Annotated in this window: 22 protein-coding genes and 1 tRNA gene; 16 read left to right on the top strand and 7 right to left on the bottom strand. The window is 38.1% G+C overall.

Features of this window, described 5'->3' with window-relative positions; all coding sequences use genetic code 11:
- The first annotated feature begins 13 nt into the window (after nucleotides 1-13).
- Entirely contained in the window at nucleotides 14-637 is a 624-nt protein-coding gene (gene tmk, locus AC1M9A_RS06370) for a dTMP kinase (RefSeq protein ID WP_481597363.1), read from the top strand.
- Between the two features lie 61 nt (nucleotides 638-698).
- Nucleotides 699-1,118, top strand: coding sequence for a PaaI family thioesterase (locus tag AC1M9A_RS06365; RefSeq protein ID WP_481595969.1), 420 nt, complete (start codon nucleotides 699-701; stop codon nucleotides 1,116-1,118).
- Nucleotides 1,119-1,154: 36 nt separating this feature from the next.
- On the opposite strand, the gene nadB is transcribed toward AC1M9A_RS06365, so the two are convergent.
- Complete coding sequence (gene nadB, locus AC1M9A_RS06360; protein ID WP_481609877.1) at nucleotides 1,155-2,786, bottom strand: L-aspartate oxidase; 1,632 nt, start codon at nucleotides 2,784-2,786, stop codon at nucleotides 1,155-1,157.
- Nucleotides 2,787-3,019: 233 nt separating this feature from the next.
- Here nadB and AC1M9A_RS06355 point away from each other — a divergent pair, with 233 nt between their 5' ends.
- From AC1M9A_RS06355 to AC1M9A_RS06305, 11 genes are all read left to right on the top strand, one after another.
- A complete protein-coding gene (locus AC1M9A_RS06355) occupies nucleotides 3,020-4,405 on the top strand; it encodes a Do family serine endopeptidase (protein WP_481609876.1) in 1,386 nt (461 codons plus the stop codon).
- Nucleotides 4,406-4,517: 112 nt separating this feature from the next.
- Nucleotides 4,518-4,979, top strand: a complete 462-nt coding sequence (locus tag AC1M9A_RS06350; protein WP_481590304.1) for an acyl-CoA thioesterase — start codon at nucleotides 4,518-4,520, stop codon at nucleotides 4,977-4,979.
- 163 nt (nucleotides 4,980-5,142) lie between these two features.
- The gene (gene lepA / locus AC1M9A_RS06345) at nucleotides 5,143-6,960 is read left to right on the top strand and encodes a translation elongation factor 4 (RefSeq protein WP_180028436.1); all 1,818 of its coding nucleotides are present in this window, start codon (nucleotides 5,143-5,145) and stop codon (nucleotides 6,958-6,960) included.
- Between the two features lie 16 nt (nucleotides 6,961-6,976).
- The gene (lepB, locus tag AC1M9A_RS06340; RefSeq protein ID WP_035267182.1) at nucleotides 6,977-7,831 is read left to right on the top strand and encodes a signal peptidase I; all 855 of its coding nucleotides are present in this window, start codon (nucleotides 6,977-6,979) and stop codon (nucleotides 7,829-7,831) included.
- A gap of 25 nt (nucleotides 7,832-7,856) precedes the next feature.
- Nucleotides 7,857-8,231, top strand: a complete 375-nt coding sequence (locus AC1M9A_RS06335; RefSeq protein WP_481609875.1) for a DUF4845 domain-containing protein — start codon at nucleotides 7,857-7,859, stop codon at nucleotides 8,229-8,231.
- Entirely contained in the window at nucleotides 8,203-8,904 is a 702-nt protein-coding gene (gene rnc, locus AC1M9A_RS06330; protein ID WP_035267179.1) for a ribonuclease III, read from the top strand. Before AC1M9A_RS06335 ends, rnc begins: the two co-directional genes overlap by 29 nt.
- The gene (gene era, locus AC1M9A_RS06325) at nucleotides 8,901-9,929 is read left to right on the top strand and encodes a GTPase Era (protein ID WP_035267178.1); all 1,029 of its coding nucleotides are present in this window, start codon (nucleotides 8,901-8,903) and stop codon (nucleotides 9,927-9,929) included. Before rnc ends, era begins: the two co-directional genes overlap by 4 nt.
- Before the next feature lie 26 nt (nucleotides 9,930-9,955).
- Nucleotides 9,956-10,147: an NF038104 family lipoprotein gene (locus AC1M9A_RS06320; RefSeq protein WP_481595973.1), complete on the top strand. Its 192-nt coding sequence runs from the start codon at nucleotides 9,956-9,958 to the stop codon at nucleotides 10,145-10,147.
- A 12-nt stretch (nucleotides 10,148-10,159) separates the two neighbouring features.
- A complete protein-coding gene (gene recO / locus AC1M9A_RS06315) occupies nucleotides 10,160-10,873 on the top strand; it encodes a DNA repair protein RecO (protein WP_481609874.1) in 714 nt (237 codons plus the stop codon).
- Between the two features lie 9 nt (nucleotides 10,874-10,882).
- Nucleotides 10,883-11,608 carry a pyridoxine 5'-phosphate synthase gene (pdxJ, locus tag AC1M9A_RS06310; protein ID WP_481591421.1) on the top strand — a complete coding sequence of 242 codons (726 nt, stop codon included), beginning with the start codon at nucleotides 10,883-10,885 and terminating at the stop codon, nucleotides 11,606-11,608.
- A 14-nt stretch (nucleotides 11,609-11,622) separates the two neighbouring features.
- Entirely contained in the window at nucleotides 11,623-12,276 is a 654-nt protein-coding gene (locus AC1M9A_RS06305) for a MiaE family protein (protein ID WP_481591422.1), read from the top strand.
- Nucleotides 12,277-12,363: 87 nt separating this feature from the next.
- Here AC1M9A_RS06305 and AC1M9A_RS06300 read toward each other — a convergent pair.
- Nucleotides 12,364-12,439 (bottom strand) — tRNA-Asn (locus tag AC1M9A_RS06300).
- Nucleotides 12,440-12,678: 239 nt separating this feature from the next.
- Here AC1M9A_RS06300 and AC1M9A_RS06295 point away from each other — a divergent pair.
- On the top strand, nucleotides 12,679-13,122 hold the full coding sequence (locus AC1M9A_RS06295; RefSeq protein WP_481609873.1) for a hypothetical protein: 444 nt from the start codon (nucleotides 12,679-12,681) through the stop codon (nucleotides 13,120-13,122).
- Between the two features lie 504 nt (nucleotides 13,123-13,626).
- On the opposite strand, the gene AC1M9A_RS06290 is transcribed toward AC1M9A_RS06295, so the two are convergent.
- Entirely contained in the window at nucleotides 13,627-14,853 is a 1,227-nt protein-coding gene (locus tag AC1M9A_RS06290; protein WP_035265512.1) for a pyridoxal phosphate-dependent aminotransferase, read from the bottom strand.
- 215 nt (nucleotides 14,854-15,068) lie between these two features.
- Between AC1M9A_RS06290 and AC1M9A_RS06285 the strand changes: the two genes are divergently transcribed.
- Nucleotides 15,069-15,251 carry a hypothetical protein gene (locus AC1M9A_RS06285; RefSeq protein WP_179997905.1) on the top strand — a complete coding sequence of 61 codons (183 nt, stop codon included), beginning with the start codon at nucleotides 15,069-15,071 and terminating at the stop codon, nucleotides 15,249-15,251.
- A 41-nt stretch (nucleotides 15,252-15,292) separates the two neighbouring features.
- Here AC1M9A_RS06285 and AC1M9A_RS06280 read toward each other — a convergent pair whose 3' ends face one another.
- From AC1M9A_RS06280 to AC1M9A_RS06265, 4 genes are all read right to left on the bottom strand, one after another.
- Nucleotides 15,293-18,187, bottom strand: a complete 2,895-nt coding sequence (locus tag AC1M9A_RS06280) for a calcium-binding protein (protein ID WP_481609872.1) — start codon at nucleotides 18,185-18,187, stop codon at nucleotides 15,293-15,295.
- A 262-nt stretch (nucleotides 18,188-18,449) separates the two neighbouring features.
- Complete coding sequence (locus tag AC1M9A_RS06275) at nucleotides 18,450-19,892, bottom strand: sensor domain-containing diguanylate cyclase (protein WP_481590307.1); 1,443 nt, start codon at nucleotides 19,890-19,892, stop codon at nucleotides 18,450-18,452.
- A 138-nt stretch (nucleotides 19,893-20,030) separates the two neighbouring features.
- On the bottom strand, nucleotides 20,031-21,446 hold the full coding sequence (locus AC1M9A_RS06270) for a sensor domain-containing diguanylate cyclase (protein WP_092767051.1): 1,416 nt from the start codon (nucleotides 21,444-21,446) through the stop codon (nucleotides 20,031-20,033).
- Nucleotides 21,447-21,522: 76 nt separating this feature from the next.
- Nucleotides 21,523-22,308 (bottom strand): A1S_2505 family phage non-structural protein, encoded by a 786-nt coding sequence (locus AC1M9A_RS06265; protein WP_092767050.1) that lies wholly within the window; start codon nucleotides 22,306-22,308, stop codon nucleotides 21,523-21,525.
- Nucleotides 22,309-22,498: 190 nt separating this feature from the next.
- On the opposite strand from AC1M9A_RS06265, the gene uvrB reads away from it, so the two are divergent.
- Nucleotides 22,499-24,520 carry an excinuclease ABC subunit UvrB gene (gene uvrB, locus AC1M9A_RS06260; RefSeq protein WP_180028424.1) on the top strand — a complete coding sequence of 674 codons (2,022 nt, stop codon included), beginning with the start codon at nucleotides 22,499-22,501 and terminating at the stop codon, nucleotides 24,518-24,520.
- Nucleotides 24,521-24,641 lie beyond the last annotated feature (121 nt).

The raw sequence follows: 24,641 nt of genomic DNA, 5'->3' as shown, positions 1-24,641 counted from the left end.
GGGTAAAATAGACGTGTTTATTAGCTTTGAAGGCACAGAAGGTGTTGGTAAAACGACATTGATTCATAAAATTCGTGACTACTTCCTTGAGCAATCAAAGCAAGTTGTTCTAACTCGTGAACCAGGTGGTACTCCGCTCGCTGAGCAAATTCGTTCCGTACTTCTGACAGTGAATCATGAAGAAAGAATGAGTAATGATACTGAACTATTATTAATGTACGCAGCTCGAGCGCAACATCTGCAACAAGTTATAATGCCTGCACTTGAAAATAGTTCGATCGTGTTATGCGACCGTTTTTGTGATAGCAGTTTCGCGTATCAGTGTGCAGGTCGTGGGTTAAGCCGTGAAAAATTAGCGCTTTTAAACCAAAACTTTGTTCTAAAAATGCCTGACCTGACATTTTGGTTGGATGCTCCGACTGAACTCGGAATGCAACGAGCGCGTGCGCGTGGAGCATTGGATCGGTTTGAACAAGAAAAAGCAGCTTTTTTTGAAAAAGTACGCGCAGGATTTGCTGAATTACATCAGTTAGAACCCAATCGTGTTAAGCGTATTGATGCAACACGAAGTCCTGAGCAAGTATTTAATGATGCAATTGAACGAATTAGTTCATGGAAAGCTGAGCATAAATGCTAATTAAAAAAGCAAATTTGATTTATATTGAGTCATTGTTTATGGAAAAACGATTAGACTCAATATGATCAGTAATAAAGAAGAAATATTCAAATTCCTACAAACCGAATTTCCACAAAGTCTCCAAAAATGTGAAATAGTGTCAGTAGAGCCACGTGGTGCAACAGTCATTTATCATGTTGATGAAAATGATTTAAGACCTGGAGGGACAGTTTCAGGTCCGACCATGATGACAGCAGCCGATTATGGATTGTATATCGCAATACTGGGAGAAATTGGTATTGTAGGTCTTACAGTGACGACCAATATGAATATAAACTTTCTTAAAAAACCGAAAGGTGGTTGTGACATCAAAGGTGTTTGTAAATTAATGAAAGTTGGCAAAACTCTAGTTGTCGGAGAGGTTTACTTGTACTCTGTTGGGAATGATGAGCCGATAGCTCACGTTACTGGAACTTACTCAATTCCTCCCAAAAGGGCATAAAAAAGCGAGTATGAACTCGCTTTTTTTATTTTGAACTTAAACCTCAACTAAAGGTGTTTCCACTTCAAAATTTGGTGGGGTGAGTACGGTTTTTCGTAATTCTTGCGAAGGCTCAGGATAGTCCAAAGTGTAATGTAATCCGCGTGATTCTTTTCTTTGCATCGCACAACGAATAATCATTTCAGAAACGAGCACAAGGTTACGAAGCTCAATTAGATTTTTACTGACATAATAATCTTGATAATATTCGGTAATTTCATGTTTCAGCATTTCAACGCGGTGTAATGCACGTTCTAAACGTTTGGTCGTTCGTACAATACCTACATAGTTCCACATGGTCTGACGTAACTCATCCCAGTTTTGTAAAATGACAACGTCTTCATCAGGATTCATGACTTGAGAAGCATCCCATTCAGGGACTTCATAGTGATCTATAATATTTTGATGTTGATCTTGAATATGCTTTGCTGCACTCATGCCATATACAAAACATTCTAAAAGTGAGTTACTTGCCATACGGTTAGCGCCGTGTAAACCTGTATAAGACGTCTCACCAATCGCATATAGACCTTGAATGTCCGTTTGACTATGTTCATCGACTACGACACCACCACAGGTGTAGTGCGCTGCTGGCACAACTGGGATCATATCTTTGGTAATATCAATACCCAGCTCGAGTAGACGAGCATACAACGTGGGGAAGTGCTCTTTAATGAACTCAGGGGTTTTGTGGGTAATATCTAGCCATACATGTCGTATACCCAATCTTTTAATTTCGTAGTCGATAGCTCGAGCTACAATATCACGTGGTGCTAACTCTGCACGTTCATCGAAACGAAGCATGAAGCGTTCGCCGTCAGGTAAACGAAGATAAGCGCCTTCACCACGCATTGCTTCAGTAATTAAGAAGGAACGTGCTTGAGGATGATATAAACAGGTTGGGTGGAATTGATTAAATTCCATATTGGCGACGCGGCATCCAGCACGATATGCCATTGCAATACCATCGCCTGTAGCGATATCAGGGTTAGAGGTATATAAATATGCTTTCATGGCACCGCCACATGCCAGTGCAGTAAATGGTGCTAAGAAAGTATGCACTTGCTCGGTTTGCTCATCTAAAGCATATAAGCCCAAAGCACGATTTTCCTGATTCAAATGCCCCAGCTTATGCGCTGTAATGAGGTCAATCGCAATGTAATTTTCAAAGATGTGAATATTGTTTTTTTCTTGTGCCCGTTCAACTAAAGTGGTTGAAATTGCTTTCCCTGTTGCATCTGCGGAATGAATAATGCGGCGCTGAGAATGCCCACCTTCACGTGTGAGATGTAAGTTATCTTCATCATCTAGTGTGAATTTAACACCTTGTTTCAGTAAAAAATCAACAGAGGGTTTTCCTCCTTCAACCGTGTGTTGAACAGCTTGTTTTTCACAGAGATAAGCACCTGCAATGAGCGTGTCATCAATATGTTGTTGAATAGAATCAGCCTCATCAAGAACAGCTGCAACGCCTCCTTGTGCATAATACGTGCTGGCATCTTTCAAATGAGATTTTGCTAACACTGCGATATTAAAATGATCAGGTAATGAGAGTGCTAGACTTAAACCCGCACCGCCACTGCCCACAATAATCACATCAAATTGATGTGTACTTGTATTTTTCGGCATTTCCATTCGCAAACTGAATTTTAAAAGTGCGTTAATATGGCTCTTTTTCAAAGCAAAATTCAAGAGTTTGATTGATCAATTTTTTTTTTATGCACTTGAACTATTAGTTTTTAATCATATTTTAAGTAAAGTATTGTTTTCTATTAATATAGAAACATTTATTTACGCACAGCGAATTTTGATTGTGCTAAAAATTATTTTATCCAAGAATCATAAATGAGAGTTCACTTAACATGAAAAATCGCGTTATAGCATCAGGACTTTTTGCTGCAGTCTTTACTGCGGCAGTGCAAACTCAAGCGGCGGCTACTGTTGACTTTTCAAATCTTGTAGAGCGAGTAAGTCCGGGTGTCGTCAGCGTGAATGTTGTTAAGAAAATGACACAAGAAGAAATTCTTCAACAACAAGTACCTGAACTACTGAAACGATTCTTCGGCAATCAAATTATTATTCCGCAGCGCCAAGCTCCTCAAGAGAAAACGGGTTTTGGAAGTGCATTTTTTATTAGCCGTGATGGTTACCTGATTACCAATCATCATGTTGTAGAAAATGCTTCACAAATCACCATCATGTTAAATGATCGTCGCGAGATTGATGCCAAAGTTATTGGTAGTGATGAACGTACTGATGTGGCATTACTGAAAGTTGAAGGTACGAATTACCCAGCACTTTCGACTGGGAATATCGACCAATTAAGAGTTGGAGAACCTGTTCTTGCCATTGGCTCACCGTTTGGTTTTGAATACTCGGCATCTGCGGGGATTGTCAGTGCCAAATCAAGAAATATGTTGGGTGAAACATCAGTTCCGTTTATTCAAACTGATGTCGCACTAAACCCTGGTAACTCTGGCGGGCCATTGTTTAATCAACAAGGTCAAGTGATTGGTGTGAACTCTCGTATTTTCAGTGGTACTGGCGGATATATGGGATTGTCTTTCTCCATTCCAATCGATGTAGCCATGGATGTGGCGGATCAATTAAAGAAAAATGGTAAAGTCAGTCGCTCATATCTTGGTGTTCATTTACAAGAGATTGATCGTAACCTTGCAGAAGCTTATAAGTTACCGAAACCTGAAGGTGCTTTAATCACAGAAATTGCGCCAAATTCCCCAGCAGAGCGCGCTGGCTTAAAGCAAAATGATATTATTTTGAAATTCAACGGAACTGCAATTTCAAGAACGAGTGAGCTATTAAATTACTTAAATAGAACACAGCCAAATCAAAAAATTCAGTTAGAAATCTTGCGCGATGAACGTGTACGTACGATTTCAGCAACACTTGCATCAGCACCAGATGAAACACCTGCACAAGCGCAAAATGTAAGTGAAGCTAAAAAACGCGGACCTACATTAGGTGTTGCGATACGCGAACTTGCACCTGTTGAAAAAACACGCCTTGGTGTTAAAGGTGGTGTCTACATTCAAGAGGTTGTACGCGGAGGTTTGGCGGCACAATCTCGTATTATGGCTGGTGATGTGATCACCTCGATTAATGGTAAGAATGTAAGTACAACACAAGATTTTGTGGAAGCGGTGGCTAATCTTAAAACGAATACAGTTGCACGAGTGGGTATCATCCGTGAAGGGCGAAATGCCATGATCGGATTAAGAATCAAATAAACATAAATTGAATAAAAGGCCTTGCGACAGCAAGGTCTTTTTTATTTAACCCTAAAATTATATTAAACTCTTTTCGAATGTTGATGATGAATACGCAATACAAGGGAATACAGTGAGTACAATCTTTGACCTTAAAATAAAAGCAACAGCACAAGACATTGATATTTTAGGTCATGTGAATAATGTGGTGTATGTAAAATGGATGCAAGATGTTGCAACAGCACATATTCAACAACTGGGTTTGGGGGTTGAGCAATATCTAGAACTCAAACATGCCATGGTTGCTGTTGAGCATCACATGAATTACAGAAAGGCGTGTTTTGAAAATGATGAAATTATTTTAAGAACTTGGCTTAATGATTTGAATGCGATGTATTCATTCCGTCAGTACGCTTTTTTTAGACCTTCAGACCAATCATTATTATTTGTGGGAAATACCAAATGGGCCTGTGTAGAGATTGCGACAGGCAGACCTAAACGATTATCGCCAACATTTACTCAAGCTTATCAGCCTATTTCTGAGGTATTAAATCCTTTGGATTTCACTCAAGATTATTCTTTACCCGCTAACTAAAGAATTGCTTGAGTCGGACGAATTAAATATTTCACCACATGGTGTTCATTATTATGAATACTTTGAAAAATCCATCTGCTATAATCGTCCGCAATTTGTTAAACAGCTTTTGCTATGTAGTTTTTATTTCATGCATAGCGCAATTTATTGTTCAAGGTAACCCATGGCGCAAGCTAAAAAATCCGTAAATATCAAAAATATACGTAACTTTTCGATCATTGCTCACATTGATCACGGGAAGTCAACTTTAGCTGACCGTTTTATTCAGACCTGTGGTGGTTTGCAAGATCGCGAAATGCAAGCGCAAGTTCTAGACTCAATGGAGCTTGAGCGTGAGCGCGGGATTACCATTAAAGCTGCATCTGTGACGCTTTATTATACACACCCTAATGGCGAAGAATATCAACTGAACTTTATTGATACACCTGGGCACGTTGACTTCTCATATGAGGTTTCGCGCTCGCTTGCTGCTTGTGAAGGTGCACTTTTAGTTGTTGACGCAGCTCAGGGTGTTGAAGCTCAGTCAGTTGCAAACTGTTATACAGCTATTGAGCAAGGTCTTGAGGTTCTTCCAGTACTTAATAAAATTGATTTACCTCAAGCTGAACCAGAGCGTGTTATTCAAGAAATTGAAGACATTATCGGAATTGAAGCAACTGAAGCACCTACGTGTTCAGCTAAAACTGGATTAGGAATCGAAGGTGTTTTAGAAACACTTGTGAATACCATTCCTGCTCCGACGGGTGATCGTGAAGCGCCGCTTCAAGCTTTAATTATTGACTCATGGTTTGACAACTATTTAGGTGTTGTATCCTTAGTTCGTATTAAGCAAGGTCGGGTGCGTAAAGGTGATAAAATGTTGATGAAATCAACAGGTCAAACGCACATCATTACCTCTGTCGGTATTTTTAATCCTAAACATACAGAAACTGATATTTTAGAAGCAGGTGAAGTTGGCTTTGTGATTGCTGGTATCAAGGATATTTTTGGTGCGCCAGTTGGAGATACGATTACACTTGCTACAACGCCAGAAGTAGAAACTTTACCTGGATTCAAAAAAGTTAAACCACAGGTATATGCTGGTTTATTCCCAATTGATTCGAGTGAATTTGAACCTTTCCGTGAAGCATTACAAAAACTGCAAATTAACGATTCAGCATTATTCTTTGAACCTGAAAGTTCAGATGCATTAGGATTTGGTTTCCGTTGCGGTTTCTTGGGTATGCTGCACATGGAGATTGTTCAAGAGCGTTTAGAGCGTGAATATGATCTAGACCTGATTTCATCGGCACCGACTGTAATTTACGAAGCTGTCATGAAGAGTGGTGAGACAGTTTATATCGACAGTCCATCAAAAATGCCAGATGGATCTACTGTAGAAGATCTTCGTGAACCGATCGCAGAATGTAATATCCTTGTGCCACAAGAATATCTTGGTAATGTAATGACGTTGTGTGTTGAACGACGCGGTGTTCAAAAAGATATGAAGTTTATGGCAAACCAAGTAGCCATTACATTTGAGATACCAATGGCTGAAGTCGTGATGGATTTCTTCGATAAATTGAAATCATGTTCACGTGGTTTTGCATCATTAGATTACAACTTCGTCCGTTTTGAGTCTTCTTCTCTTGTAAAAGTAGATGTCTTGATCAATGGTGAAAAAGTCGATGCATTGGCAATGATTTGTCACCGTCAAGATGCGCGACATCGTGGTATTGCACTTGTAGAAAAAATGAAAGATTTGATTCCGCGCCAAATGTTTGATGTGGCAATTCAAGCTGCGATTGGTGCTCAAATTATCGCGCGCTCAACAGTAAAAGCAATGCGTAAGAACGTATTGGCAAAATGTTATGGTGGTGACGTTTCACGTAAGAAGAAACTTCTCGCTAAACAGAAAGAAGGTAAGAAACGTATGAAGCAGGTGGGTAGTGTAGAAATCCCACAAGAAGCGTTCTTAGCTGTGTTAAAAGTAGAGCGATAACAACAAGGAATATCCCATGGATTTTGATTTTAACCTCATTCTCGTACCTGCAACCCTAATCTTTTTTGGATTGTGGTTGCTGGATAAATTGGTGCTCAAACAAAGAGCAACCAAAGGAAAAGGGAATGAAAATTTCATTATTACATGGGCATATGATTTTTGGCCTGTACTTGCAGTTGTGTTAGTGCTGCGTTCATTCTTCTTTGAACCTTATAATATTCCATCTGAATCCATGGTTCCGGCATTGGAAACGGGTGATTATATCTTGGTGAACAAATATCAATATGGTGTTCGTTTACCGATTAGCAACACCAAAGTGTTGAATGTCAATGAGCCTGAACGTGGTGATGTGGCGGTATTTAGATATCCACCAAACCCATCAATTAGCTATATTAAGCGTATTATTGGTTTACCTGGTGATCATATCGTTTTTGAGAATAATCAATTAACCATCAATGGTGAAAAAGTTGTAACGGAATCGGCTGAATTTAATCGTGAAAAAGATGTTTCAGACACGCCAAATTCAATTTATCATTATGAAACTTTAGGTGATCATAAGTATTTGGTTCGTAATTTGGAAGGTCAAAACCCGATTATTGCGCATTTCAATTATGCACAAACCAAACAAGATCTTCCTTATGTTGCCACTGCGAATGATCGCTTTGTGAGAACAAATGGTCAAAGCTGGGAAGTAACTGTTCCGAAAGGATATTACTTTGCCATGGGTGACAACCGTGATCAGAGTGCTGATAGTCGAATCTGGGGATTCGTACCTGAGGCAAATTTAACAGGACAAGCAATTTATGTATGGATGCATAAAGAAGCTGGTTTGAAATTGCCATCATTCAGTCGTAATGGTCAAATTCAGTAATCTTTAAATATATGGATAATAAAAAATGCGTAACACTCAACGTGGTGCATCGTATACAGCGATTTTATTAGGGGTAATTGTTGCGGCATTTGGACTTAAAGTGCTCGTAACATTGTGGCAGCCTTATTGGGATGACCGACTAATCAATCAATTGATTGAAGAACAAGTTGCAATCAGCTCAAAGGCGACAACACCACAACAGTTTGCTTCAACAATGGGGCAGAAGTTTAGCATGAACAATATCCGTGACATTGAGTTCAAAGATATTGCGACTGTCAAATCTAAACAAGGTTTACAAGTGACAAAGAAATATGAAGTAAGAAAGCCATTCTTATTTAATATTGATTTAGTCCTCACATTCGAGAAAAGTTTTGATCAAAGGTCAGTTCAAAGTAAGTGATTCTCGCTTACTGAGTCGCATCGGTTATCAGTTTAAGAAAATTGAATTACTTCAACTTGCGTTGACACACCGATCGGTTAGCCATAAACATAACTATGAACGCCTAGAGTTTCTAGGCGATTCATTGTTAGGTATGATTATTGCCAATTACCTTTATCATGCTTATCCACATGAAAACGAAGGTCGTCTGACACGTATGCGAGCTACTTTGGTTCGACAAGAAGCGTTAGGCAAAATTGCAACAGATTTGAAACTTAGTCAGAGTTTAATACTCAGTACTGGTGAATTAAAATCTGGTGGTCATCATAGAGAGTCGATACTCGCTGACACAGTCGAAGCGATTATTGGTGCAATCTATACTGATAGCCAAGATTTAAAGTTGTTAGAATCAATTGTGTTGAAATGGTATGAACCTTATTTAGATCATATTGAACCAACAGATCAATTGAAAGATCCTAAGTCCCGTTTACAAGAGTATCTTCAAGCTCGTAAAAAACCTCTCCCAGTGTATGAGGTTGTTGATATTCAGGGTGATGCACCAAACCAACATTTTAAAGTGGAATGTATGGTTGAAGGCTTGCCAAAATGTATGGGTGAGGGTTCAAGTCGTCGTTTTGCTGAGCAAGCAGTAGCGGCGGAAATTTTAAAATTTTTGGAGCAAAAGTCTTCATGACTACTCATTCCGATCACATCGATGCTGATCACGAGTCGCAAGACAGCGGCAATGATTTAATCAATCAATTTTTTAGTTCTCAAGGAACTACAATTCCCTCAGACTACAAAAGTGGCTTTGTAGCAATTGTAGGTCGTCCGAATGTAGGTAAATCTACATTAATGAACCATATTTTGGGTCAGAAGCTTTCGATTACGTCTCGTAAGCCTCAAACAACTCGACACAAGATTGTGGGTATTGATACGCGTGAGAAATCTCAGGCAGTATTTGTTGACACCCCTGGAATGCATAAGAAAGAAGTCCGTGCTATCAATAAAATGATGAATCGTGCAGCTCATTCAGCCTTGCGTGATGTAAATCTTGTACTGTTTGTTGTAGACGCTGACAAATGGACTCAAAATGATGAATTAGTCCTTGAGAAGCTCAAAAATGCCGAAATGCCTGTCATCTTGGTCATTAATAAATTGGACACATTTGAGAATAAAAACCAGGCATTACCACTAATTCAAGAACGTACTAAATTAATGAATTTTGCTGAGATCGTTCCGGTATCGGCATTGCGTGGCGCTAACCTTGATCATCTTCGAGATACGATCGAAAAATACTTACCGTTTCAACCACCATTGTATGCACTAGATCAACTCACAGATCGTTCTGAACGCTTCTTAGCTTCTGAAATTATTCGTGAAAAAATCATGCGTCAACTGGGTGAAGAGCTTCCATATGATTTAACGGTTCAAATTGAATCGTTTAAAACAGAAGAAGCGACTTTAAATGAGAAAACTGGTCGTATGAAGCCTGCTTGTACCTATATTGATGCTACGATTTTTGTTGATCGCCCTGGGCAAAAAGCCATTGTCATCGGTGAAAAAGGATCAAAGTTGAAAAAAATTGGTATGGATGCTCGTGCTGATATGGAAAAAATGTTCGAAGAAAAGATCATGCTCACCCTTTGGGTTAAAGTCAAAGGCGGTTGGTCTGATGATGAGCGTGCATTAAAAAGCCTAGGGTATAGTGATATCTAAGGATTAAACGGTTATAGGAGCTGATGATGATGAAGATGGTTGCGATAATTGTATGTGCTTTGGTTTTACAAGGTTGCATTCATAAAGTTGTCACAGTTCCTGTAAAAGTTGCGTATAAAACCACCAAAGGAGTCGTCAAAGGTACTGCAGCAGTAGTTGGGGCCGTTATTCCCGATGGTAATGATGATGAAGAAGAAGAACTAAAGAAAGATAAATAATAAGATTAGTCGATGCGAAATGAACTTTTGCATGGATACTTAATCCATCATCGAAAGTATCGAGAGCGGAGTCATATTGTCCATTTATTCACTGAAGAGTATGGACGAGTTGACGGCATACTAAGACAACCTCCACCACCGCAGTATCAGCCTATCGCACTTCAAGCGACAGGAAAGTCTGAATTAAAAAATTTCACAAAATTAGAAATTGTTAATCATCCCATTTTTTTTCATGGTGATGCATTCTTTTCAGGATTTTATTTAAATGAAATCTTATTGAGATTATGCCCATTAGAAGAGGTAATGCCAGATACTTTTGCACAGTACCACAAGACATTAGAAAGTTTACAAAAATTAGCTCAACATTCAAATCCTAACGAATTCTTGAAGCAAATTCTTCGTCAATTTGAATATGTACTTCTAGAAGAGCTTGGTTATGCGATTGATTACTCGATAGACGCACACCAAAATGAAATTTTAACTTCACAAAAATATCAATTTCAATTAAACGAAGGCTTCATACCAGTTCAGTATTCAAGTGCCGCTACACTGACAGGTGAGCAAATTCGAAGCATGTTAAATTATGAAAATGGTACAGATTTCAACGCTGAACAGTTACAATTACTGAATAAATTATATCGTCAAATGATTACTTCATTATTGGGTGATCGCCCACTAAAAAGTCGTCAATTGTGGATTCAAAACGCTCAATCAAAATCAAATTAGGAAAATGTTATGGCTGCATTGCTTGGTGTGAACATTGATCATGTTGCAACTCTAAGACAGGCTCGAGGCACACGCTACCCGGATCCAGTACAGGCAGCACTAATTTGTGAAGAGGCAGGGGCTGAAGGCATTACATTACATTTACGTGAGGATCGTCGTCATATTCATGATGATGATGTCCGTCGCATGCGCCCTGTACTTAAAACACGCATGAACCTTGAAATGGCAGTGACAGATGAGATGGTGGCATTTGCTAAAGAAATAAAGCCGCATCACGTGTGTTTTGTGCCTGAAAAGCGTCAAGAAGTCACGACCGAAGGTGGCTTAGATGTTGTTGGTAATTTTGAGGCTGTTAAGTCTGCTACACAGGAATTAGCAGCGATTGGATGTGATGTATCGTTATTTATCGATGCTGATATTGAACAAATTGATGCTGCAATTGCCTGTGGTGCGCCAACTATTGAGATTCATACAGGTGCTTATGCAGATGCTGAAACAGAAGAAGCACAGCAGGTAGAGTTACAACGTATTATCCGTGGAGCAGAATACGCTGCTGCTAAAGGCTTAGTTGTAAATGCTGGACATGGACTCAATCTTGACAATGTTGCTCCTATTGCAGCAATTCCTCAAATACACGAATTGAATATTGGACATGCTCTGATTGCCGATGCTGTTTTTAAAGGACTTACGCAAGCAGTTCAAGATATGAAAGTAGCAATTAAAGCTGCACGATAAGATTGATGAGTACTATGTCAAATATTGATTATGATGAATTAATGAAGCCTGTCATAGGCTTCCTTGGTTGTGAAACTCCACAAGCTTGGTTAGATGAGGCTGTAAATAATCTTGATATTTTGATGCAAGATCATGCAAACTGTGAAAAGAAAGCAGCCAGTACAGCCATGAATCTCATGTTTAGATACAGCTTTTTTGTAGATTTACAAGTCAAGCTCGCTCAATTAGTGCGTGAGGAAATGCTGCATTATGAGCAGGTTTTAGAGTTTATGAATAAGCGCGGGCAGCAATGGGTTGGTTTAAGTGCTGGGCGTTATGCGGGTGGCTTACGCAAAGAAATTCGAACGTATGAACCAGAAGCGTTGATTGATGTTTTAATTATTGGTGCGTTTGTGGAAGCACGCTCATGTGAACGTTTTTATGCATTAGCGCCTAGAGTCGATGAGGAATTAGGGCGCTATTATCGCTACTTACTAAAATCTGAATCACGCCATTACGAGGATTATTTGGCTCTAGCTCTAGATGTGGCTAAGACTGCGAAATTGAAAGATCCTGAGGAGGATATTCAAAGTCGTATAGAGCACATTCGTGAAGTTGAAAAGCAACTCATCTTAACACCTGATGAAACCTTCCGTTTTCACAGTGGAGTTCCAGTAAAAGCAGCTTAAAATATGGTTGAGAAAATCCTCCCAAATGGGGGATTTTTTTGGCATAAAAAAAAGCCCAAATCTTAAATGCTTGGGCTTTTTAGTATTTGGCTCTCCAACCTGGGCTCGAACCAGGGACCTGCGGATTAACAGTCCGTCGCTCTACCGACTGAGCTATTGGAGAATCTGAATGCGATTATAAGGGGATTTAAGATTGGGTCAAGTGTAAATTGCCATACAATTGTCACTTTTGAGCCGCATGTTGTTTATTTGCTCAAATAAAATGTTTTTTTTTAATTTACTTGCTAATTTAGAATGAGCTTGTTAGATTTATTTAACAACAGAGCGCTTGAAACAGAGTTTTAAGCAGTGTGGATTTATACCAACTTGCCAGCACTAAATGGCTAAAATAGGAGAAAGCGAATGAATACGCTTACCATTTCTCAGATCTTTTCTAATCTTGAATTTTATAAACAAAATTACCTGTCTATCTTAAATTCGCCTAGTTCTTATTTCATTGAAGTAGAGGGCGCGGTAATTGATGTATTTCCTTTTAAAAAACTTCATCTGGTTTTGGGGGAGCTATTACAGCTGTGGTTTTCTGAAAAATGGTCTGTTGATTACGATCAACCATGCACGCTTGAACAAGATTTGGCAGCAAATGACTTAACACCTAACGTAAATAAACTCTATATCTATTCCATAAAAGGGAATGCCATTCTTGGCACGAATAAATCGTTTGCTTGGGTAAATGAGTCGAATGCGGTGAGCGAGATTTTATTAAAGTCACCACTTAAATATTATGTTGAATGCCTAAGTTGTTCTCGTCCTTCAAAGCATTTGTTTAATAAACAGCTTGCAGTTTAGGCAAATTTTCACAAGTCAAATCTGAAATTGTTGAATGAATTGATTTTTTTTAAATATAGTCCAAGTTAGCCTGTGTCATTTTATCTTCTTTAGTAGGGTGAATTGGTGTTTCTAGAAGTTTTTTTTATTAATTAAATCCTATATTGTGGTTGCTTAGATCGGTTTTATCTTCTATATGATGGTGCAAAGCATATCTATAAATGGGATTTTTCAGTGATAAATATGATCTTTCAGAATGAGCTATCGATACTATGAATAGTGTTTAAATTTCAATATTTTCAATATTCTATTTGGATCACTGATGGATCATGTTTGGATAGCTTTAAAAAAACCTCCGACGTTTATCCAATCCTAAAAGCACACTTTGTTCGATTCAGTGAACGAGCGTATTAACCAAAAGGTTTTATGTTGAGTATTGGGTTATGTAGGTGCATGAAGGGGTTTAGATTTAAGCAAAAAAAACCCGCGAAAATCGCGGGTTTTTGAACTGATTAATTTATCAGATTATTTTTCAGCTGCGATAGAGGCAATTGCTGCATCTACGCCTTCGATTGAGTCAGCCGCTTTTTTGATACGTGCAAGCGCATCAACTAATACTTCATCTGCTGTTGCATATGAAATACGCATATAACCGCCTAAGCCGAATGCATCACCAGGAACAACCGCAACACCAGTTTCTTCCAATAACCATGCAGAGAATTCTGTGCAAGATTTTAAACCTTTTGCACGGATCAATGGACGAATGTTTGCATAAGCATAGAATGCACCGTCAGCAGGTAAACATGTAATGCCTTTGATATCATTCAAGCCATTAACAACCAAATCATGACGGCGTTTGAAAGCTTCAATCATTGGTTTAAGTACGTCTTGAGGACCATTCAATGCAGCTTCTGCCGCAACTTGCGAAATTGAAGTTGGGTTAGAAGTAGATTGTGATTGAATTTTCTTCATTGCGCCGATTAATTTAGCAGGACCTGCTGCATAGCCGATACGCCAACCTGTCATTGCATAAGCTTTAGATACACCGTTGAGAACGATTACGCGATCGTAAAGATCTGGTGCAACTGTAGCAATGTTATAAAACTCGTCGTCCCAACGAATTGGTTCGTACATATCATCAGAAGCAACATATACTTCAGGATATTTACGAAGAACTTCAGCTAATGCTTCTAATTCTTCTTTGGTATAAATCATACCTGTTGGGTTAGAAGGGCTGTTTAAAACAACTAGGCGAGTTTTATCAGTAATTGCAGCTTCTAATTGAGCTGGTGTGATTTTGAAACGTTGTTCTTCACCACATTTAACAATAACTGGCACACCTTCTGCGATGATCACCATATCTGGATAGCTTACCCAGAATGGAGCAGGGATGATTACTTCATCGCCTTTATTTAACAATGCAAGCGCAAGGTTAAAGAATGATTGCTTACCGCCACAAGAAACGAGAATCTGGTTAGCAGCATAATCAAGGTTATTATCACGTTTTAATTTAGCGATAATTGCTTTTTTAAGACCTGGCGTACCGTCAACTGCGGTGTATTTAGTAAAACCGTTGTTAATCGCTGCAATTGCTGCATCTTTGATGTGTTGTGGTGTATCGAAATCCGGTTCGCCTGCACCTAAACCAATAACGTTTTTACCAGCAGCTTTAAGTTCTGCAGCTTTATTGGTCACAGCAAGCGTTGGGGACGGTTTGATGGCATTGACACGATCAGAGAGACGTACGTCCACGGCAGTATTCCTTCTTATAGGGATTAAAAAATAAAAAGCACACTATCTTAGCTTAAATTGAATGTTTTAGTCGTCCAATATCTAGGCAAATTAGCAAAAAATCACGAAATTCACCGAATTTTAATGCAATGATACATATCCACATTAAACAACGTGGGTCGCATAAAAAAACAAATTTCCGTACAATAGCGTTAGATTGAAATGAGTAGTCTCAAATGAGTTCGGAAAATTCTCCCAAAAAGAAGCCTGTAGTGAATCTTCCATTTCCTATCAAGCAAGTGAATGACGCAAAGCAAGCTGATGAAGAAATCGAAGATCTACGTCCAAAGCCTCAGCGCTATGCTGATCGCACATGGATGCCGCCACGTGGTACACGTCGCTCAATGGGTAAAAGATAAAAAATAGGTGCTTTAAGCACCTATTTTTTTGCGGTTAAGAATTACACGTAACTTAAGTTTTGATCTAGAGTCAGTAAGTTGAATGTAGAACCGTCTTTAAATACGATTGATTCAACTTGATGTGCTTCACCTTTTGCCCAATCTTTAATAGTGATTTGATCAGCTGAATCTTTAAGTTTGATGATACGATCATTCCCAGAGTCTTGAACGAGTAAATCATCAATTGAGATACCAGCACCAAATTGAATGGTATTTTGACCACCTTTTTCATAGATTGTATCTACTCCAAAGCCTTGATCAAAATAGTATGTCTCGTTACCAAGATCGCCATACAATTTGTCGTTACCAATACCACCATTTAAGATGTTAATTAGACCCCCGTTTGCGATTAAGGTGTCATCTCCAGCGAGGCCTTTTAATTCGTTATTTACGAATTTGCTACCTGTGATAATGTTGTCAGATTGGTTACCCGTACCACTTTGTTGAATTTCTGATCCAGCAATCAAAAGTTCTTTGATTGGATTGATCAGCGTAAGGTTTTCAATATTTTCGGTTAATTGATACTGATCTGCAGAACTAATGACAGTGTCTGTACCTTCATAGTTGTGTTCAAGTACGAAGTCATATTTTGATTGTACATAATAGGTATCGTCACCACGACCACCTACGAGGACATTGATACCTTCACCACCTTTTAGAATGTCATTGCCCCAACCACCAAAGAGCAAGTCATCACCTTTACCACCTACAAGCGTATCGTTGCCGACACCGCCTTTTATGATGTCATTACCATCTTTACCGTTTAAGGTACGTCCGAAAACTGAGTAAGTGGTAATAATGTTGGTGTTAGGATTAAATAAGTTTGTCGCTACAGCTACAGAACCAGCCAAATCACCTGCATATGCGTAAGCAAGTTGAGTCAATGTATTTACAAGTTGATCACGTGAAGAGAAGCCATCATCAAATATTTCACCTTTGATGAATTGTCCAACGAAGTTTAAGCCCTCAGTCACGATCTGATTCACAACATCAAAGATACTCGCACCAGCTTTTAAGTTGGCTTTAACTACATCACCCAATAGCTCTAAATACCAAGTAAACGGACGGCTATCACCACCATTCAATTGTGAAGTATCAACACCTAAATAGTGATCAAGAATACTTAATGGTGTGATACCTGTCCAATCACCTAGCTCGCCACCCAAGTTTTCAAGAGCTTGCGTTGCATCCATAAGTACCAATCCAAACTTACCATCAGAGCTTGGTAAATATCCTGCTGGAACAACAGTCTCGCCATCAGCATTTTTAACGCCATTCAAGAAATTGTCAGCTAAAGTTTTGATCAATACATTTGATGCTTGCCAGAATTGTTCATCCGTAATATAGATGCCTTTATCTGCAAGTGATTTACCTGTTCCTAAGCGAACATATTGATAAAGGAAGCTCTGAGGATCAGCTATTGCAACAGCTTCAGCAACTTTTAACCAGTTTTTAGTACCCTGATCAACTGCGTCATTTGATGCTAAATCTTCTTTGATCACGGTATAAATAGGGCGCCAGAAATTTTTACCTTGTAAAGAACCAGATGAGATAAACTTGTTATATAGTTCTTGAACTTGTTTAAATGCAGATTCACTTACGCGGTAACTGAATTGATTGTCAATTTTGTAGAATTTAGGACGACCGTCATCTGATGGATTAGATTGATCTGGTTGTTTTGGTTGCCCCCATTCTCGATCAAAATGTGAGTCTGAAGGTGGAAGAGTGGCACCAATATCCTTACCAATATTTACGATAATGTCTGAAATTTGATCAATGATTGCATCACCGGCTTTATGAATTTCTTCGAAACCAGGAATGAATTTATCACCAACTTTAACCAATGGCGCAACGCTATCTAATAAATCATTCACGATGCCATCTTTGCCGATAATCAAATTTCCAACCAGCTCACTTGGAATTTTTAAAATTGAATCAAGGCTAAGTTCGCCATCTTTCCATTCATTTTTGTGGTGTGTATCTTTTGCTTCTACATTTGAGCCGAGGGCTTCACCAGCACCACTGAGTAAATTCGATGCTGCATTGATAATGCGGTCACCTAACTCATGAACAACTTCAAATGGTTTACCAAGTAGAGCATTACCTGCAAGGCCAATAGGAGAAGCCACATCTAAAACTGTATTGACTAAATTTGCTGTTGTGACTAAACCATTACCTAGTAACTGAGCTGGAATAGAAAGTACTGAGCTAAATTTGAAATCAGGAACATAATCGAAAATAGGTTCAAGTGCATTTTCAACTTGATTTGCAACTGTATTCACAATTGATTTTAGGTTTTCAGTAGCTGATGGAAGCTCTTGAGACCATTCATTATCATAATGCGTATCTTTAGGTTCAATAGTCCCGCCAATCGCTGAGCCAATGTCATGAGCCACATCAGAGACAGCATCAATAATCGTATCACCTGCTTTATGAACAACATCAAAACCAGGGATTAGCGCATTTCCTGCAATAGCAATCGGTGCAGCAGCATCAAGAATATCATTGGCAATATTGGTTGCACCGATAATGGTGTTTCCAATTAAATCCCCAGGAAGGCTTAAAATGTTATCTAAGCTGAGTTCTTTGTCTTCCCACTCATTTTTATGATGAGTGTCATTCGGTTCGATGGTTGCACCAAGTGCTTTACCCACTGAATTCACTGCATCTGAAGCTGCATCAATAATTTTATCACCAAGTTCGTGCACTGCTTCGAAGGGTTTGCCAAGTAAAGCATTACCTGCTAAACCAATAGGAGAAACTACATCAAGAACAGTATTCACAGCATTGGTGGCAGCGATTAGACCATTACCAACGAGTTGAGCTGGAATTGAGAGAACTGAACTTAATTTAAAGTTAGGTAAGTAATCGAATGATTTATAATTGAACAAAGCCATTGTTATAGTCTCTTATAAAAATAAAGTGTTTTTAATCATTATTCGTGATTAAAGTGTGATGAGAATCACATTTTATTAATTTAAAATCAATTGCTTTTGTTAGACAAGATCATGAATTTTTTGTCATAATTTAATGAAAAATATAGTAAAGCTTATATGAGAACTGAATAAGATTGATTTTTTCAAAAAAAAAACACCAGTGCAATGACTAGTGTTTCAAGAGCAAATAAAATGTATGATCTAAAAATATAAATATTATAAACTATTGATTTTTATTGGATAAATATTTGTAGTATTGTCTCTTATGATCATACATGGATTGATCTGCACGCTTTAACATATCCTCAATTGTTTCATTCTCAAGGCTTGTAGCAAATCCCATTGATGCACTGATGATATGGTTAGAATAATATTGATTATCGATATTCAATAATTCTTGAATGGTCAAAATCGTCGACTGAACGGTAGTTTCATTTGCACCTTGCATCAAGATAACAAATTCATCACCTCCAATTCGAGAGGCTGTATAACTGGTATTGTGAATCGTTCTACTTAAGATATTACCCATTCTGCGTAAAATCTCATCACCTGCATCATGACCAAAGTGATCATTAATCGGTTTAAGGCCATTCATATCAAGAAAAATTGCAGAAACTGGGCGAATAAGTGCGCGTTCTAATCGGTGGATTTCTTCAGTGTAGAACGAGCGATTTTTGAGTTTGGTTAAAACGTCGTGTTTACCTAAATATTCTAAATAGCTCTCAGCTTTTTTTCGCGCTGTAATGTCCGTTAGGGCAAGTTGTACAAGTCCCCAATCTTCTTCATAACCTGGAAACACAGTGAATTGAAGTAAAACATAACGAATTGAACCATCCAAAGCGTAGTTGATTGCTTCACGACTATGATGAATTTTCCCATTCCATAGTTCGATTAATTGTTCCTTAAAAGTTTGATGCATTTCTTTTGAGAAAACCTTTTTTAGATTTTGAAATAAATCAGATTTAGTCGATGCCTTGAATAAATCCAATGTTGCTTGATTGACATCTAGTAATACAATGTCTTCAATGCATTGTTGTACGAAATCTTGATGCACATCTAAAAAAGTTCTGAAATCATCAATACCAATTGATTTAAGATGATCGAGTCTTAATTTAATGCGACTAAAGTCTTCAACCCATAATGATGTGGGTGAATAACTAAATCTTGCTTCAGCTAATCGACGATTTTTTTCTTCTAAACGCCGAGCTTGCATATAACCACTAATATCTTCTGTAGTAAGCAAAATACGGTCTAAACTTTGTTCTGAACCAGGTAAAACGACAGCTCGCAGTTTTATGTCTAAGGGTTGACCACTCAAGGTGAAATTAGTGGTTGTACTTGTAAACTCTAATTCACCCTTCCAAAGTGCAACTAATTCCGCTACATGTGCATCAAACATTTGATGTTGGAAAATGGTGCTTAAATTTTGGGTGAGATGTTTAAGGCTTTGTGCTTCAAAAAGATCGAGTGTTTTTTGATTTACTTTAACAATCTTAATTTGATGTGCGCATAAAGTCACAAGATCTGGATTTTGCTGCAGATGTAAAGCTAAATCAGTAACCCCATCACTACGCCATTGGTTAAAGATGGTTTGAATGGCACTAAAATCTTCCAACCACATTGGGATAGGAGATAAATCAAAAATTGATGAATCAAGTATCTCCATAACTATCCTTGAACTTTTCTTTTAAAACAATAAATTGTGGATAATATAGCACTAAATTATTTTGATATAAAATTCAAATTTTTTATTATTTACGTGATTTAAGACACTTTTTTAAGCTAAGCTAAGCTAACGTTGAGCTCAATTCGTTAGATTTTTATTTTGATAAAAATGATGCTTGTTAATATACATGCATTTATCTGCACGGCGTAACATATCTTCTAAGGTTTCGCCTTTAAGTCTTGTGGCATGTCCGAGTGAAACGCTGATAGAAAGATGAGGGTGATCTAGATTATGTTGATGTATTTGAGTTTCAAGATCATGAACAAGGATTTTAACTTGCTCAACATCGGCATGAGGCATCAATAATACAAATTCATCGCCACCTATTCTAGAAATTGAAAAATCTTTTTTGTGAGTGACAAATTGAAGAATTTCGGCAAAGTTTTTTAGATACTGATCACCGACATCATGTCCGAACTGATCATTGATGATTTTTAAACCGTTCATGTCAATGTAAATACAAGACACTGGATAGAGATCAAGTTGCTCAATCCGTTCAATTTCTTCATTAAAATAAGTTCTGTTATGTAAATCAGTTAAAATGTCATGTTGACCCAAATAATGTAAGTGATTTTCTAATTTTTTTCGCTCAGTGATATCTGTAAGGGCGACTTGTATCACCGCCCAATCATCTAAATTATGTGGAAAAATATTTAATTGTTCTAAAACGAAGATTTGTTCTCCATTCGCGTTGTAGAAACTACTTTCTCGCTGTTGATATTCTTCATGATTCCACAATTGTAGTAACTGGCTTTTAAAATTTTCCAAACGTTTAATATCAAATAAATCATGAGAATGATGTAAAAATTGAGATTTATCTTTCACAGCAAAAAGTTTGAGCGCCGCTTCATTGACATCAATGAAATTTATTTGCTCAAAGCATTCCACAACAAATTCTGGATGTTGATGAATGTGTTGGTCTAAATTCTCAATGTTTTGCAAACGGAGCAGCTCAAATCTTTTTTTAATTTGGCTAAAATCCATGATCCATAGTGCTGTTGGATTATAAGTAAATAAAGATTCGGCAAAATGACGTGCTTTTTGATATTGGGAAATATCTTCGGTGGTCATGAGTAGGCATTTCCAATTATCCTCATAACCTTTTAATTTCATACCGCGTAATTGAACATCTAAACGCTTTCCATTGGTCGTATAATTGATCACTGGAATATGATGTTCAGTATTCTTCCAAAGTGATACAAAAAATTGGATTTGGAAAGTGCTGACTTCAGGATGAAGGAACTTCTGAAAACTTTCTAAAATTTCTTCTAAGTTTTTTGCTTCATACAGTTTAAGCGTACTTTGGTTAACACGTAAGGTATGAATCGTACTCAAGCAAAGGTGGAGACGACTGTGATCCTCCATTAAATATGCTTCAATATCTTCAATACCTTCAGCAGTCCATTGTTCGAAAATTTGTTTAACACCGCTGAAGTCTTGTAGCCACATCGCAATTGGAGATAAATCAAAGATGGTCAGATCTAAATGATCCATAGATGCGAGCCTTGGTGTTTAAAATTCATTCATTTATACAATATAAGTGAATGAATCTTATAAAATCAACATCTTATTAAACTGATTTTTTTGCTCGATGCTCAGGTTTTGGCGCAGAAATTGACTTAAGCCCTTGCCAAACATCAACAAAATCTTGTTCATTAATTTGGTAGAGTTCAAGTAAAGCCAATACCACACCACCCATCATGAATGCACGATCGGACTTCGGTTCATATTGGAAGGTTTGATCTTTTAGATGATAGAGGATATCTTCGATTTCAAATATGCGTTCACGTCCATTACTATCCACGGGGAACATCGGCGTTTCAATCAAAATATTGGCTAGTTTCTTTTCAGATTCATTTAAATTAAGTTGCTCAAATGCCGTTTCTAAAGAATCCGCGAACAGTAGTTCGGAAGAAAAAATGGCATGTAATAAAGGTTGGTTTAATTTAGGAAAGGTTCGTTCAACGAAAGGTTTAAACGAAATCGGGAAAATCACATTTTTTGATATACCTTTGAACATGGGGGCTATTTCAGCAACTTTGTAACCTGCTACACCACAACCAACGGCTGTAATAAAATACTTAATCTTGGGGTGGTTTTTTGTATAGATCTTAAAATCATTGATGTAGTGTTCAATCTGGGATAGAGGCATTTGTTGCAAATGCTCATTCATGGTGGGTATTGCATAGCTCTGTCCAGCCCATCCGCGGCCAGCACCTTTAATCGCACCGAAATGTTGAAGTGCAATTTTTGCAGCACCACCTGCATGAGTGCCTGCTAAATTACTACCAAATACAAATACTGTATCTTCATTTAAACTGTTGATAATCGTTTCATCGTGATATTGGTAAGTCATAGTTTTTTACATCAACATGCAATTTAAGTTCATGGTGCAATTGATTGCTGTAAGGGTCAAGTAAAATTGATTGAATTTATGGTTTTCACCCTCATCATCAGATGAGTAAATCATAAAGATTTGAGCAAGCAAGCCATGCATTACCAGTGTTATTGCATATTTTCATCATCTGTATAGCGAGAATTATCGAGTGAGTGACAGTCGTCCATTTGAATTAGTAACTAATTACGAGCCTGCAGGTGATCAACCTCAAGCGATTGAGAAACTTGTTAAAGGAGTAGAACAAGGTTTTAAGGATCAATTGTTATTAGGGGTAACAGGCTCTGGTAAGACCTATACGATGGCGAATGTGATTATGCAATTACAACGTCCTACTATTGTAATGGCACACAACAAAACCCTTGCGGCTCAACTCTATGGAGAATTTAAAGCTTTTTTTCCACATAATGCTGTTGAGTATTTTGTAAGTTATTACGATTACTATCAGCCAGAAGCATACGTACCGTCATCTGATACTTTTATTGAAAAGGATTCTGCTATTAATGATCACATCGATCAGATGCGGTTGTCCGCAACGCGTGCTTTGCTTGAGCGTAAGGATGCCATTATCGTTGCTTCGGTGTCCGCCATTTATGGTTTAGGTGATCCTAACGCATATATGAATATGCTCTTACATATTGTGACAGGTGATCGAGTCAGCCGTGATGAGTTGATTCGTCGATTGGTAGAAATGCAATATACGCGTAATGAACTCGAATTTTTACGAGGTACTTATCGAATTCGTGGAGAAATTCTTGATATTTTCCCCGCAGAGTCAGAACAAAATGCAGTGCGGATTGAGCTATTTGATGATGAAGTGGATTCGATCCGCTGGTTTGATCCTTTGACTGGAAAAATGATTCGTAAAGTCCCACGAATCACGATTTATCCAAAAAGTCACTATGTGACGCCTAAAGATAACTTACAGCGTGCCATCGAAACGATTCGTGAAGAACTCAAAGAGCGCTTGGCATATTTCAGAGCTGAAGATAAATTGCTTGAAGCTCAACGTATCGAACAGCGTACTCGATATGACCTTGAGATGATGCAACAGCTTGGTTATACCAATGGTATTGAGAATTACTCGAGACATTTATCAGGTCGACCAGCTGGAGAGGCCCCGCCAACGCTTTTCGACTACCTGCCTGAGGATGCATTACTTATTATTGATGAATCGCATGTTACGGTTCCTCAAATTGGTGCGATGTATAAAGGAGATCGATCACGTAAAGAAAATCTAGTGAATTATGGTTTCCGCTTGCCAAGTGCATTGGATAATCGACCAATGAAGTTTGAAGAGTGGGAACGTATTATTCCTACTACAATTTATGTCAGTGCGACGCCTGCCAATTATGAATTAGAAAAATCAGAACAAATTGCCGAGCAGGTGGTGCGTCCAACAGGTTTGATTGACCCCGTTATTGAGATTCGTCCAGTATTGACTCAGGTGGACGATGTCCTTTCGGAGATTAATCAACGTAAAGATAAAAATGAACGTGTCTTGGTCACAACGTTAACCAAACGCATGGCTGAAGATTTGACGTCATATTTAAAAGAGTACGGGATCAAAGTGGCTTATCTGCACTCTGATATCGATACTGTTGAACGTGTGAAGATCATTCATGAATTACGAACAGGTGTCTACGATGCATTGATTGGAATTAACTTACTCCGTGAAGGTTTAGACATGCCTGAGGTATCTTTAGTCGCAATTTTAGATGCCGACAAAGAAGGCTTTTTACGCTCAGAACGTTCACTTATCCAAACCATTGGTCGTGCTGCTCGAAATGTTGAAGGAAAGGCTATTTTATATGCAGATCGGATTACGGATTCAATGCAAAAAGCAATTGATGAAACGGAGCGTCGCCGTACCAAACAAATTAATTTTAACTTAGAACATGGCATCACTCCGCGTTCAGCAGTCCGCCAAGTCATCAAAGAAATTGATACTGGTGAAGAGTATGATGATGAGTCAATTGATGAGAGTGTATCGGGACAAGCACGTGCATTAAGTGCGGATGAGCGCCATATAGTTTCCGATCCAAAACTATTGGCAAAACATTTGGCTAAATTAGAGAAGGAAATGCTCAAAGCTTCGAAAGAGCTTCAGTTTGAGCAAGCAGCGCGTTTCCGTGATGAGATCGTGCGTTTAAAAGCACAGTTAATTCAGTGATTTAATTTACAGAAAACACTGTAAAATCATCACATAACGTAACATTAAGCCGAAAAATAACCGTTATTGTTGAAGAGTAAATGAATACTCACAAACAAATTCAATAAATAGGGGTTATTTA

It is taken from the genome of Acinetobacter sp. ANC_7634 (assembly GCF_056779875.1).
This window is presented reverse-complemented; position numbering and strand designations above follow the sequence as displayed.